The sequence below is a fragment of the Pseudomonas sp. XS1P51 genome (genome assembly GCF_054897845.1).
The window spans coordinates 4533740-4546472 of the sequence record NZ_CM142707.1 but is presented as its reverse complement, the minus strand read 5'-3'; the positions used below and the strand labels follow the sequence as shown (position 1 = coordinate 4546472).

At 60.5% G+C, this 12733-nt stretch carries 11 protein-coding genes; 10 read left to right on the top strand and 1 reads right to left on the bottom strand.

Translation table 11 applies throughout. The features are described 5' to 3' along the window. Window positions 1-20 precede the first annotated feature (20 nt). Window positions 21-1091 carry a tRNA epoxyqueuosine(34) reductase QueG gene (gene queG / locus ACYZUD_RS21185; RefSeq protein WP_462019989.1) on the bottom strand — a complete coding sequence of 357 codons (1071 nt, stop codon included), beginning with the start codon at window positions 1089-1091 and terminating at the stop codon, window positions 21-23. A gap of 63 nt (window positions 1092-1154) precedes the next feature. On the opposite strand from queG, the gene ACYZUD_RS21180 reads away from it, so the two are divergent. From ACYZUD_RS21180 to ACYZUD_RS21135, 10 genes are all read left to right on the top strand, one after another. Then, complete coding sequence (locus tag ACYZUD_RS21180) at window positions 1155-2654, top strand: NAD(P)H-hydrate dehydratase (protein WP_462019988.1); 1500 nt, start codon at window positions 1155-1157, stop codon at window positions 2652-2654. Continuing rightward, window positions 2642-3112: a tRNA (adenosine(37)-N6)-threonylcarbamoyltransferase complex ATPase subunit type 1 TsaE gene (gene tsaE / locus ACYZUD_RS21175; RefSeq protein ID WP_462019987.1), complete on the top strand. Its 471-nt coding sequence runs from the start codon at window positions 2642-2644 to the stop codon at window positions 3110-3112. Before ACYZUD_RS21180 ends, tsaE begins: the two co-directional genes overlap by 13 nt. Beyond that, on the top strand, window positions 3113-4540 hold the full coding sequence (locus tag ACYZUD_RS21170) for an N-acetylmuramoyl-L-alanine amidase (protein WP_462019986.1): 1428 nt from the start codon (window positions 3113-3115) through the stop codon (window positions 4538-4540). Continuing rightward, complete coding sequence (mutL, locus tag ACYZUD_RS21165) at window positions 4537-6447, top strand: DNA mismatch repair endonuclease MutL (protein ID WP_462019985.1); 1911 nt, start codon at window positions 4537-4539, stop codon at window positions 6445-6447. Before ACYZUD_RS21170 ends, mutL begins: the two co-directional genes overlap by 4 nt. Continuing rightward, window positions 6447-7418, top strand: coding sequence for a tRNA (adenosine(37)-N6)-dimethylallyltransferase MiaA (miaA, locus tag ACYZUD_RS21160; protein WP_462019984.1), 972 nt, complete (start codon window positions 6447-6449; stop codon window positions 7416-7418). Before mutL ends, miaA begins: the two co-directional genes overlap by 1 nt. Before the next feature lie 95 nt (window positions 7419-7513). Continuing rightward, complete coding sequence (gene hfq / locus ACYZUD_RS21155) at window positions 7514-7774, top strand: RNA chaperone Hfq (RefSeq protein ID WP_007902656.1); 261 nt, start codon at window positions 7514-7516, stop codon at window positions 7772-7774. A gap of 12 nt (window positions 7775-7786) precedes the next feature. Beyond that, window positions 7787-9088, top strand: coding sequence for a ribosome rescue GTPase HflX (gene hflX, locus ACYZUD_RS21150; RefSeq protein ID WP_462019983.1), 1302 nt, complete (start codon window positions 7787-7789; stop codon window positions 9086-9088). Window positions 9089-9184: 96 nt separating this feature from the next. Then, window positions 9185-10357 (top strand): FtsH protease activity modulator HflK, encoded by a 1173-nt coding sequence (gene hflK / locus ACYZUD_RS21145; RefSeq protein ID WP_462019982.1) that lies wholly within the window; start codon window positions 9185-9187, stop codon window positions 10355-10357. Then, the gene (gene hflC / locus ACYZUD_RS21140) at window positions 10357-11226 is read left to right on the top strand and encodes a protease modulator HflC (protein ID WP_157713931.1); all 870 of its coding nucleotides are present in this window, start codon (window positions 10357-10359) and stop codon (window positions 11224-11226) included. Before hflK ends, hflC begins: the two co-directional genes overlap by 1 nt. Before the next feature lie 314 nt (window positions 11227-11540). Further along, a complete protein-coding gene (locus tag ACYZUD_RS21135; protein WP_462019981.1) occupies window positions 11541-12728 on the top strand; it encodes an ATP phosphoribosyltransferase regulatory subunit in 1188 nt (395 codons plus the stop codon). Window positions 12729-12733 lie beyond the last annotated feature (5 nt).

Below are 12733 nucleotides of genomic sequence, written 5' to 3'. Positions count from 1 at the left end.
TTCGTGAGTGGATTGCGATATCAGGCATTGCGCTGAGCATGCTGAAGCAACGCCCACTCCACATGCTCCCTCACCAACTCTGACGGATACTCCCGTCGCGCCTTCAACGCTTCCAGCACCGGAATCGTTGAAGGCGCATTGCCCAATCCCACCGCCAGATTCCTCAACCAGCGCTCATAGCCGGCGCGCCGCAAGGGCGAGCCTTCGGTGCTGCTCAAAAATTTATCTTCATCCCACATGAACAGCTCTGCCAACTCCGCGTTGTCCAGATTGTGCCGCGGCTTGAAGTCGCTTTCCCCGGATGGACGGGCGAAGCGGTTCCACGGGCAGACGATCTGGCAGTCATCGCAGCCGAACACCCGATTGCCAATCAATGGTCGCAACTCTTCGGGAATCGCGCTTTTCAGTTCGATGGTCAAGTAGGAGATGCAGCGTCGGGCGTCCAGTACATAGGGGCCGACGAAAGCGTTGGTCGGGCAGATGTCGAGGCACGCGGTGCAACGGCCGCAGTGTTCGGTGCTGTGTGGCGGGTCGACCGGCAGCGGCAGATCAACAAAAAGCTCACTGAGAAAGAAGTAACTGCCGGCCTTGCGATTCAAGACCAGGGTATTTTTGCCGATCCATCCAAGGCCAGCCTTTTCCGCAATGGCCTTTTCCAGCACCGGGGCGCTGTCGACGAACGCGCGGTAGCCGAACGGCCCGATGACGGCCTGAATTTTTTCTGCCAGTTGTTGCACGCGTTTACGGATCAATTTGTGGTAATCGCGGCCCAAGGCATAACGCGAAACGTAGGCTTTTTCCGGTTGGGCCAGGCGTTTGGCCATTTCGGTGTCGCCCGGCAGGTAATCCATGCGCAAGGAAACGACCCGAAGGGTGCCCGGCACCAACTCTTCCGGATGGGAGCGTTTGCTGCCGTGGGCGCCCATGTAGTCCATTTCGCCGTGGTAGCCGGCTTCCAGCCAGCGCTCCAGGTGCTGCTCATGCTCGGCCAGGTCGAGGCCGCTGATGCCGACTTGCTGAAAGCCCAGCTCGCGGCCCCAGTCCTTGATGGATTGGGCGAGGGCGGGCAGGTCTGTGGTAATAGCGGGCATGAGGCGAGAGAAACCGGAGCTGAGGTGCGTATAATTCTGCCAGACATCGGAGCCTGAAGACGCATGCCGCACACTAAAGATGATTTACCCGACGCGCTGTACAGCGCCGCGCAGGTCCGGGCGCTCGATGCGAGCCTGATCGCGGCCGGCACACCGGGCTTCGAATTGATGCAGCGTGCGGCTCGGGCGACCTGGCGCGCGCTGGTCCGCCAGTGGCCGATGGCAAACGAACTGACCGTGGTGGCCGGTCACGGCAACAACGCCGGGGACGGCTATTTAGTCGCGGTGTTGGCCCGGCGTGCCGGCTGGCATGTGCGGGTCCTGGCGGCCGGTGACCCTCAGCGCTTGCAAGGCGATGCAGGATTGGCCCATGCCGAGGCGGTCTCCGCAGGCGTTGCCGTTCAAGCCTGGAGCGCGCAGTCCGAGTTGCGTGGTGTCGTGTTGGACGCCTTGCTCGGCACCGGCCTGACGGGAGAAGTGCGAGAGCCCTACGCCAGCGTCATCGCGGCGATCAATGCCAGTGGCCTGCCGGTTGCGGCGGTGGATATTCCTTCGGGTCTTTGTGCTGATACGGGGCGTGTGCTCGGCGCGGCCGTTCGGGCAGACCTGACCGTGACCTTCATTGGCTTGAAACTGGGTCTGTTCACGGGCGACGCAGCGGACGTGGTCGGCGAGCTGGTCTTCAATGACCTGCAAGCCTCCCCCGAGTCGTATAACGGGATCTCCGTCAGTGCGCGTCGTCTGGCGGCCGGTAACCTGCCGCGTCTGGCGGGTCGCTCTCCAACGTCCCACAAAGGCAAATTCGGCCACGTCTTGCTGATCGGTGGTGATCGCGGTTTCGGCGGGGCAATCCTTCTGAGCGCGCAAAGTGCCCTGCGCAGTGGCGCGGGCATGGTGTCCGTGGCCACTCGCAGCGAACATGTGCCCGCCGCTCTGGCCAGAATTCCCGAAGCCATGGTGCTGGGCACTTCGTCGGCCAATCAGTTGATGGGATTGCTTCAAAAGGTTTCCGTGCTGGTTGTTGGTCCAGGCTTGGGTCAGGCTGCCTGGGGGCGCAGCCTGTTGTCGGCGGCTGCCAATGCGCCACTGCCTCAAGTCTGGGATGCCGATGCGTTGAATATGCTGGCCTCAAAGCAGGCGAGCTTGCCCAAAGACTGTGTGATCACGCCGCATCCCGGTGAGGCGGCGCGTTTGCTGGGGATATCAACGGCTGAGGTTCAGGCCGATCGCCCGGCTGCCGCTCATGCGTTGAGCAAAAAATATACAGCTGTAGTGATTCTGAAAGGCGCCGGCAGCCTGATTGCCAGCCCCGATGGGCGTCTGGCGGTGTGTCATCAGGGTCATCCGGCCATGGCCACCGCTGGTTTGGGCGATGTGTTGGCTGGTCTGGTCGGTGCGTTGCTGGCCCAGGGCATGGACGCGTTCGATGCGGCCTGCCTCGGAGTCTGGTTGCACGCCAATGCCGGCGCACACGAAGGTAAATCGGGCCGTGGGCTGGCGGCCAGTGATCTGATTCCAGCCATTCGTCAGTTGTTGGAGGAGCAAACACCGTGTCTGAAGTAACCCTGTACCTGGCTGATGAAAAGGCGATGACCGCGTTTGGCGCACGCATTGCCCAAACCACTAAAGGGCACGGTCTGATTTTTCTCGAGGGCGATCTTGGCGCGGGGAAAACCACGCTGTCCCGGGGCATCATCCGAGGTTTGGGGCATGTTGGTGCGGTAAAAAGTCCGACCTTTACCCTGGTCGAACCCTACGAGATCGGTGACATTCGCGCCTTCCATTTCGACCTGTATCGGCTGGTCGATCCGGAAGAGCTGGAGTACCTCGGCATCCGCGACTACTTCGAAGACGACGCTTTGTGCCTGATCGAATGGCCCGACAAGGGTGCAGGCTTTTTGCCAAAGCCGGACCTGACCATTACCATTAGCCCGCAAGACAGCGGACGTTCGCTGAAAATTTTGTCCCAGGGCTCGCGTGGCGAGTCGTGGTGTGCCGCTTTGGCATTGGAATCCAAATAAATGATGGGGTTAGGTATGCGCTTTCGCGCGTTGGTTGCTGCCGTAGGGTTGTTGTTTTTGGCGGTGACCGTCGACGCTGTGGCCGAGACAAAGGTCAACAGCGTTCGCCTGTGGCGGGCTCCGGACAACACACGACTGGTGTTCGACCTGACAGGTCCCGTCCAGCACAGCGTCTTTACCCTGACCGCCCCGGATCGGCTGGTAATCGACATTAACGGCGCATCCCTCGGGGCGCCGTTGAACGTCAATACCTCGAACACTCCGATCACTGCAATGCGCTCGGCCCAGCGCACGCCGACCGACCTGCGGGTGGTCATCGACCTGAAAAAAGCCGTTACACCAAAAAGTTTTACCCTGGCGCCGAACGCCCAGTACGGCAATCGCCTGGTGGTCGACTTGTTCGATAACGCCGCCGACGCCGCGCCGATCCCGCCGCCGACCAACGTCGCGACAGTGGCCCCGGTGCCGGTCACCCCGGTTGAGCCTGCCGTCAAGCTGCCGCCTGCCCCGGCCGGCAAACGCGACATTATTGTCGTGATCGATGCCGGCCACGGTGGCGAAGACCCGGGTGCTTCGGGCTCTCGCGGTCAGCGTGAAAAAGACGTGGTGCTGGCCATCGCCCGTGAATTGCAGCGCCAGGTCAACGGCATGAAGGGCTTCCGCGCCGAACTGACCCGCACCGGCGATTACTTCATTCCATTGCGCGGTCGTACCGAAATCGCCCGCAAGAAGGGCGCCGACCTGTTCGTCTCGATCCACGCCGACGCCGCGCCTTCGGCCGCTGCTTTCGGTGCATCGGTGTTCGCCCTGTCTGATCGCGGCGCTACTTCGGAGACAGCCCGTTGGCTGGCCGACAGCGAAAACCGTTCCGACTTGATCGGTGGTGCCGGCAACGTCAGCCTCGACGACAAGGACCGCATGCTCGCGGGCGTGCTGCTCGACCTGTCGATGACCGCTTCCCTGACTTCCAGCCTGAACGTTGGCCAGAAGGTACTGAGCAACATCGGTCGCGTCACGCCACTGCACAAACAACGGGTGGAGCAGGCCGGGTTCATGGTGCTGAAGTCGCCGGACATCCCGTCGATCCTGGTGGAAACCGGGTTTATCTCCAACGCCAACGAAGCCTCGAAACTCGCCGCATCCAGCCACCAGCAGGCGCTGGCGCGTTCGATCAGCAGCGGCGTGCGCCAGTTCTTCCAGCAGAATCCACCGCCGGGCACTTACGTTGCCTGGCTGCGTGATTCCGGCAAGATCGCTCAAGGCCCTCGGGACCACCGGGTGAGCCCGGGCGAAACCCTGGCGATGATCGCCGTGCGTTATCAGGTGTCCCCGGCCACGTTGCGCAGCGCCAATAACCTGAAGAGCGACGAGCTGAAAATCGGTCAGACCCTGACCATTCCCGGTAATGAACTGGCGTCCAAAGAATGAACCAGGTGCTGACCCATACTGCTCGCATCGAACTGCTCAGCCCGCGACTGGCGAACCAGATTGCCGCTGGTGAGGTGGTCGAGCGCCCGGCTTCGGTGATCAAGGAGCTGCTGGAAAACAGCCTCGACTCCGGCGCCAAACGCATCGATGTCGATGTGGAGCAGGGCGGCGTCAAACTGTTGCGCGTGCGCGACGATGGCAGCGGCATCTCTGCCGATGACCTGCCGCTGGCCCTGGCCCGTCACGCCACCAGCAAGATCCGCAACCTGGAAGACCTCGAACAGGTGATGAGCCTTGGCTTTCGCGGTGAGGCACTGGCGTCGATCAGCTCCGTGGCACGCCTGACCCTGACTTCCCGCACCCGTGATGCCGATCAGGCCTGGCAGGTCGAAACGGAAGGCCGGGACATGGCGCCGCGGGTGCAGCCGGCGGCCCATCCGGTGGGCACCTCGGTGGAAGTCCGTGACCTGTTTTTCAACACCCCGGCACGGCGCAAGTTTCTCAAAACCGAAAAAACCGAATTCGATCACCTGCAAGAAGTGATCAAGCGTCTGGCCCTGGCGCGTTTCGATGTGGCGTTCCACCTGCGCCACAACGGCAAGACCATCCTCAGCCTGCATGAGGCCCACGATGATGCGGCCCGCGCCCGGCGTGTGGCGGCGATCTGCGGTGCGGGGTTTCTGGAGCAGGCGCTGCCGATCGAAATCGAGCGCAATGGCCTGCATCTGTGGGGCTGGGTCGGTTTGCCGACCTTCAATCGCAGCCAGGCGGACTTGCAGTATTTCTTTGTGAACGGGCGTGCCGTGCGCGACAAACTGGTGGCTCACGCGGTGCGCCAGGCTTATCGCGACGTGCTGTTCAACGGCCGGCACCCGACGTTCGTGCTGTTTTTCGAAGTCGATCCGGCCGGCGTCGACGTCAACGTGCACCCGACCAAACACGAAGTGCGCTTCCGTGACGGGCGCATGGTGCACGACTTCCTCTACGGCACCTTGCACCGCGCCTTGGGCGATGTGCGGCCGGAAGACCATCTGGCCGCGCCTGTGGCGACGGCCATCGTTCGACCGACCGGTATCGAGGCGGGCGAGTTCGGTCCGCAGGGCGAAATGCGCCTGGCGGCCAATGCGCTGCTGGAGCAGCCCCAGGCACAGCCGTCGTTCAATACTCCGGCTGGTTCGGGCGCGGGTGCCGGTTATCAGTATCAATACACGCCGCGACCTCAGTCGGGTGTGCCTGTGGCGGAAGCCCAGGCGGCCTACCGTGAGTTCTTTGCGCCATTGCCAGAAGCCAATGCGGTCGCGCTGCCGGCCGGGCAGGACGACATCCCGCCGTTGGGCTATGCGTTGGCGCAGCTCAAGGGTATCTACATCCTTTCGGAAAACGCCCAGGGCCTGGTGCTGGTCGACATGCATGCCGCTCACGAGCGGATCATGTACGAACGCCTGAAGATCGCCATGGCCAGCGAAGGCCTGAGCGGCCAGCCGCTGTTGGTGCCGGAATCCCTGGCGGTCAGTCAACGCGAAGCCGATTGTGCCGAGGAAAACGTCGCGTGGTTCCAGCGCCTGGGCTTTGAATTGCAGCGCCTCGGCCCGGAAACCCTGGCCATCCGGCAAATTCCGGCCTTGCTCAAGCAGGCTGAAGCCAATCGTCTGGTCAGCGACGTGTTGGCAGACCTGATGGAATACGGCACCAGCGACCGCATTCAGGCGCACCTGAACGAACTGCTCGGTACCATGGCCTGCCACGGCGCGATTCGTGCGAATCGGCGTCTGGCGCTGCCGGAAATGAACGGTCTGCTGCGCGATATGGAAAACACCGAGCGCAGCGGTCAATGCAACCATGGCCGACCGACCTGGACCCAGTTGGGCCTGGACGATCTGGACAAACTGTTCTTGCGCGGTCGTTGATGAGCCCGATCCCACCCGCGATTTTCCTGATGGGGCCGACCGCCGCCGGCAAGACCGACCTGGCTATCGAACTCACCAAAGTTTTGCCTTGCGAGCTGATCAGCGTCGATTCGGCGCTGGTCTACCGTGGCATGGACATCGGCACTGCCAAGCCTTCGAAAGAGATTCTGGCCGAATTCCCACACCGTCTGATCGATATTCTCGACCCGGCAGAGAGCTATTCCGCCGCAGATTTCCGCCGTGACGCCCTCGAAGCCATGGCTGACATCACCGCGCGCGGAAAAATTCCGCTGCTGGTGGGCGGCACAATGCTCTATTACAAGGCTTTGGTCGAAGGCCTGGCGGACATGCCGGCCGCTGATCCGGAAGTCCGCGCGCAGATCGAAGAAGAAGCTGCACGCCTTGGCTGGCAAGCCCTGCACGAACAATTGGCGATCATCGACCCGGAATCTGCGGCGCGTATTCATCCGAACGATCCCCAGCGGCTCAGTCGAGCACTGGAAGTTTATCGCGTCAGCGGTCAGAGCATGACTGCGCTACGCTTGCGACAAAGTGCGCAAAGTACTGAAGCAGCCGCTTCGGGACTGCAACAATTGCCCTATACTGTCGCGAACTTGGCCATTGCTCCGGCAAATCGCCAGGTACTGCATGAACGAATTAAACAAAGATTCACGTTGATGTTGGAACAGGGATTCATTGACGAGGTCGTAGCCCTGCGTAAGCGAAGTGACCTGCATTCCGGGTTGCCGTCTATACGCGCGGTAGGCTACCGACAAGTCTGGGACTACCTGGATGGCAAGCTGACGCAAGCCGAGATGCAGGAGCGTGGAATCATTGCCACGCGCCAATTGGCAAAGCGCCAGTTCACCTGGCTGCGCAGTTGGGCTGATTTACACTGGTTGGACAGCCTGGATTGCGACAATCTGCCGCGCGCCTTGAAATACCTCGGGACCATCTCCATATTGAGCTGAGTCCTTGCAATTGCCGTCTATCCTTGGGGGTGTGACGGCCACAAGCCATCTGTTTACCTAATTTTTTATATTGAATCCTTAAAGGAGTGCGGCACATGTCAAAAGGGCATTCGCTACAAGACCCTTACTTGAATACTTTACGTAAAGAGAAAGTGGGGGTTTCCATCTACCTGGTCAACGGGATCAAACTGCAAGGCACGATCGAGTCTTTCGACCAGTTCGTTATCCTGCTGAAAAACACCGTCAGCCAGATGGTTTACAAACACGCTATCTCTACAGTGGTGCCGGTTCGTCCAATTCGTCTGCCTAGCGCAACCGAATCCGAAGCAGGTGACGCTGAGCCAGGTAACGCCTGATAGGAGTCTCCTTTGTTCTTTGAGCGCCACGGTGGTGGTGAGCGGGCAATTCTCGTTCACTTGGATGGTCAGGACCCTGAGGCGCGCGAAGATCCGCAGGAGTTTCAGGAGTTGGCAATTTCGGCTGGCGCCGAGACCGTCGCGTTTTTCAACGTGCCGCGTCATCGGCCAACCGCCAAATACCTGATTGGCAGCGGCAAGGTCGAAGAGTTACGCGACCTGGTCAAAGCCGAACAGGTAGATCTGGTGATTTTCAATCACATCCTCACGCCCAGTCAGGAACGTAACCTCGAACGTGTTTTCGAGTGTCGTGTGATCGACCGCACGGGTCTGATTCTCGATATCTTCGCCCAACGCGCCCGCACCCATGAAGGCAAGCTCCAGGTCGAACTGGCCCAGCTTGAACACATGAGTACGCGGCTGGTTCGTGGCTGGACTCACCTTGAGCGGCAGAAGGGCGGCATCGGTCTGCGTGGTCCGGGTGAAACCCAGCTGGAAACCGACCGGCGCCTGTTGCGGGTTCGCCTGCGGCAGATCAAGGGGCGCCTGGAAAAGGTCCGCAGCCAACGCGAGCAATCCCGACGCGGGCGCAAACGAGCTGACATACCGACGGTTTCACTGGTGGGTTATACCAACGCCGGCAAATCGACGCTGTTCAACTCGGTGACCGATTCCGATGTCTTCGCGGCTGACCAACTGTTCGCCACCCTCGACCCGACCTTGCGCCGACTCGAACTCGATGACCTCGGGCCGATCGTGCTGGCCGACACCGTGGGCTTCATTCGCCACCTGCCGCACAAACTGGTCGAGGCATTTCGGGCTACGCTCGAAGAGTCGAGCAACTCCGACCTCCTGCTGCACGTGATCGACGCCCACGAACCCGAGCGCATGGCCCAGATTGAACAGGTCATGGTGGTGCTTGGGGAGATCGGGGCTCAAGACTTGCCGATCCTTGAGGTATACAACAAACTCGATTTGCTCGAGGGTGTAGAGCCGCAGATCCAGCGCGATGCCGATGGCAAGCCGCTGCGGGTCTGGTTGTCGGCCAAGGATGGGACCGGTCTGGACCTGCTCAAGCAGGCCGTGGCCGAACTGCTCGGCGATGATTTGTTTGTTGGCACCTTGCGCTTGCCGCAACGTTTTGCTCGACTGCGTGCGCAGTTTTTCGAAGTCGGTGCGGTACAGAAAGAAGAACACGACGAAGAAGGCATCAGCTTGCTGGCCGTTCGCTTGCCACGGATCGAGTTGAATCGATTGGTGAGCCGCGAAGGTTTGCAGCCGACTGAATTCATCGAGCAACACACTTTGCAATAAAAGCCTGAGAAAGCGGTTGTGCCGCGGTGACAGGCATTCTGTAGCATTGGTCGGCGCGCCGTGGGTGCGTCTTTGCTTTATCAGATGGAGAGCGCTATGGCTTGGAATGAGCCGGGTGGCAACTCGAATAATCAGGATCCTTGGGGTGGCAAGCGCCGCAATAACGGCGACCGCAAGGGACCACCGGATCTCGACGAGGCCTTCCGAAAGCTGCAGGAAAGCCTGAACGGGTTGTTCGGTGGTGGTAAGAAACGTGGTGATGACGGCGGTGGTTCGGGCAAGAGTGGCGGCTTCGGCGGCCTGCTCGGCATCGGCCTGGTCGTGTTGGCGGCCGTGTGGCTGTACAGCGCGGTCTATGTCGTCGACGAGCAGGAGCAAGCCGTGGTGCTGCGCTTCGGCAAGTACTACGAAACCGTCGGCCCGGGTTTGAACATCTATTTCCCGCCGATCGATCGCAAGTACCTGGAAAACGTCACGCGTGAGCGTGCCTATACCAAGCAGGGTCAAATGCTGACTGAAGACGAGAACATCGTCGAAGTGCCGCTGACCGTGCAGTACAAGATCAGCAACCTGCAGGACTTCGTGCTGAGCGTCGATCAGCCGGAAATCAGCCTGCAGCACGCGACCGAAAGTGCCTTGCGCCATGTGGTGGGTTCCACCGCGATGGACCAGGTGCTGACCGAAGGTCGTGAATTGATGGCCAGCGAAATCAAGGAGCGTCTGCAACGCTTCATGGACACCTATCGCACCGGTATCACCGTTACTCAGGTCAACGTACAGAGTGCAGCGGCACCGCGTGAGGTGCAGGAAGCCTTCGATGACGTGATCCGCGCCCGTGAAGACGAGCAGCGTTCGCGCAACCAGGCTGAAACCTACGCCAACGGCGTCGTGCCGGAAGCCCGTGGTCAGGCCCAGCGCATCATCGAAGATGCCAATGGTTACCGTGACGAAACCGTCTCGCGCGCCAAGGGTGAGGCCGATCGCTTCACCAAGCTGGTGAGCGAGTATCGCAAGGCACCTGAAGTTACCCGCGAGCGTCTGTACCTGGACACCATGCAGGAAGTCTTCAGCAATACCAGCAAGGTTCTCGTGACCGGCAACAAGAATGGCCAGAGCAATCTGCTCTACTTGCCGCTGGACAAAATGGTCGAAAGTGGTCGCAGCACCAGCACTCAGGTGACCGGCGCGGCAGCCACCAGCAATGAAGCGAATGCGCGTGCGGCAGCTGATCTGCAGCAACAGCCATCTCGTACCAGGGAGAGTCGCTGATGAGCAATAAATCGCTGATCGCCCTTATTGTCGGCGTTGTCGTGGCGATCGCAGCCTGGAACTGCTTCTACATCGTCGCTCAGACCGAGCGTGCGGTGCTGCTGCAGTTCGGTCGCGTGGTTCAGACCGATGTTCAGCCAGGCCTGCATGTGAAAGTGCCTTACGTTAACCAGGTGCGCAAATTCGACGCGCGCCTGATGACGCTGGATGCACCGACACAACGCTTCCTGACGCTGGAAAAGAAAGCCGTCATGGTCGATGCCTACGCCAAGTGGCGCGTGAAAGATGCAGAACGCTTCTACACCGCGACTTCCGGCCTCAAGCAGATTGCTGACGAGCGTCTTTCCCGTCGTCTGGAATCGGGCCTGCGTGACCAGTTCGGTAAGCGCACGCTGCACGAAGTGGTGTCCGGTGAGCGCGATGCGCTGATGACCGATATCACCGCGTCGCTGAACAAAATGGCGGAAAAAGAGCTGGGCATCGAAGTTGTCGATGTTCGGGTCAAGGCCATCGATCTGCCGAAAGAAGTGAACCGCAGCGTGTTCGAGCGCATGAGTTCCGAGCGTGAGCGTGAAGCTCGCGAGCACCGCGCCAAGGGTAACGAGCTGGCCGAAGGCATCCGTGCCGACGCCGATCGTCAACGCCGCGTGCTGCTGGCTGAAGCCTATCGTGAATCCGAAGAGGTTCGCGGTGATGGTGATGCCCAGGCCGCTGCGATCTACTCCAAGGCCTACGGTCAGGATCAGGAGTTCTACGGTTTCTATCGTAGCCTGCGTGCCTACCGTGAAAGCTTCGCGAACAAATCCGACGTCATGGTCCTGGACCCAAGCAGCGACTTCTTCCGTTACCTGGAAAAAGCCAAGCCTTGATACGACGTTGACCTGAATCATCCCCCGCCTGGCGGCTAAAGCCTCGGGCGGGGTGATCCTTTGGGAAAACGTGTGTATGATGCGGCAGCCGGGAAATTCCCGGCTTTTTTGCGTCTGCACGTTTGATTGCTGTTTTTATGCAGGCGACCGAGTTGAATGACTCGACAGGTTTTTCGAGGAAAGTGGTTGGCGAAGCCGATTCAGGCTTTTCGCCACGTTGTTCATGCGCGTGGTTTGCACATGCGCCGATCATTTTCTGCTTCACTCAAGGCTCGCCCACAGGCTTGCCGCCCGGATCATAGGGGAATGGCGTAATGGCAACGGTAGACCGCTGGCTGCTGCCAGATGGCATCGAAGAAGTACTGCCACCAGAAGCGGCGCGCATTGAAGTCGCGCGTCGTCAGGTGTTGGATCTGTTCCAGAGCTGGGGTTACGAGTTTGTCGTGACTCCCCATATCGAGTACCTGGAATCCCTGCTGACCGGCGCGGGCCAGGACCTCGATCTGCGTACCTTCAAGGTCATCGACCCGCAATCGGGTCGGCAGATGGGTTTCCGTGCCGACATCACGCCGCAAGTGGCGCGCATCGATGCGCACACCCTGCGTCGCGAAGGCCCGAGCCGTCTGTGCTATGCCGGTAGTGTGCTGCATGCTCAGCCACGTGCCTTGTCGTCCTCGCGTAGCCCGATTCAGCTGGGCGCCGAGTTGTACGGCGATGCCAGTCCGAGCAGCGACGTGGAAGTCATCAGCCTGATGCTGGCCATGCTGCAACTGGCCGATGTGCCGGATGTGCACATGGATCTCGGTCACGTCGGCATCTACCGCGGCCTGGCCCGCGCCGCCGGTTTGTCCGGTGAAGTCGAGCAACAGTTGTTCGATGCGTTGCAACGTAAGGCCATCGACGAGGTCATTACCTTGACCGAAGATTTGCCTGCCGATCTGTCGGGCATGCTGCGGGCGTTGGTTGACCTGTGTGGCGGCCGTGAAGTGTTGAGCGCTGCCCGCGAGCGTCTGGCCAATGCGCCGGCACCTGTTCTGGCGGCGCTGGATGACTTGCTGGCAATTGCCGAGCGTCTGTCCACGCGTTTCCCGGAATTACCGCTTTACTTCGATCTGGGCGAGTTGCGCGGCTACCACTACCACACCGGTGTGGTGTTCGCGGTGTTCGTACCGGGTGTTGGCCAGTCCATTGCTCAGGGCGGTCGTTACGACGACATCGGCGCCGACTTCGGTCGCGCTCGTCCGGCAACCGGCTTCTCTACCGATTTGAAAACCCTGGTGACCCTGGGGCGTGCTGAGATCGAGTTACCGTCTGGCGGTATCTGGATGCCTGACAGTACGGATGCGGCACTCTGGCAGCAGGTTTGCCAGTTGCGCAGTGAGGGTCAGCGTGTCGTTCAGGCTTTGCCTGGGCAACCTTTGGCCGCCGCCCGTGAAGCGGACTGCGACCGGCAATTGATTCAGCAGAACGGGCTTTGGCAAGTATCGCCACTGGCTTCTTGAGTTTT

Coding starts and splice junctions, on each gene's coding strand:
- queG (WP_462019989.1), bottom strand. CDS start 1,091: ATGCCCGCTATTACCACAGACCTGCCCGCCCTCGCCCAATCCATCAAG.
- ACYZUD_RS21180 (WP_462019988.1), top strand. CDS start 1,155: ATGCCGCACACTAAAGATGATTTACCCGACGCGCTGTACAGCGCCGCG.
- ACYZUD_RS21170 (WP_462019986.1), top strand. CDS start 3,113: ATGATGGGGTTAGGTATGCGCTTTCGCGCGTTGGTTGCTGCCGTAGGG.
- mutL (WP_462019985.1), top strand. CDS start 4,537: ATGAACCAGGTGCTGACCCATACTGCTCGCATCGAACTGCTCAGCCCG.
- miaA (WP_462019984.1), top strand. CDS start 6,447: ATGAGCCCGATCCCACCCGCGATTTTCCTGATGGGGCCGACCGCCGCC.
- hfq (WP_007902656.1), top strand. CDS start 7,514: ATGTCAAAAGGGCATTCGCTACAAGACCCTTACTTGAATACTTTACGT.
- hflK (WP_462019982.1), top strand. CDS start 9,185: ATGGCTTGGAATGAGCCGGGTGGCAACTCGAATAATCAGGATCCTTGG.
- hflC (WP_157713931.1), top strand. CDS start 10,357: ATGAGCAATAAATCGCTGATCGCCCTTATTGTCGGCGTTGTCGTGGCG.
- ACYZUD_RS21135 (WP_462019981.1), top strand. CDS start 11,541: ATGGCAACGGTAGACCGCTGGCTGCTGCCAGATGGCATCGAAGAAGTA.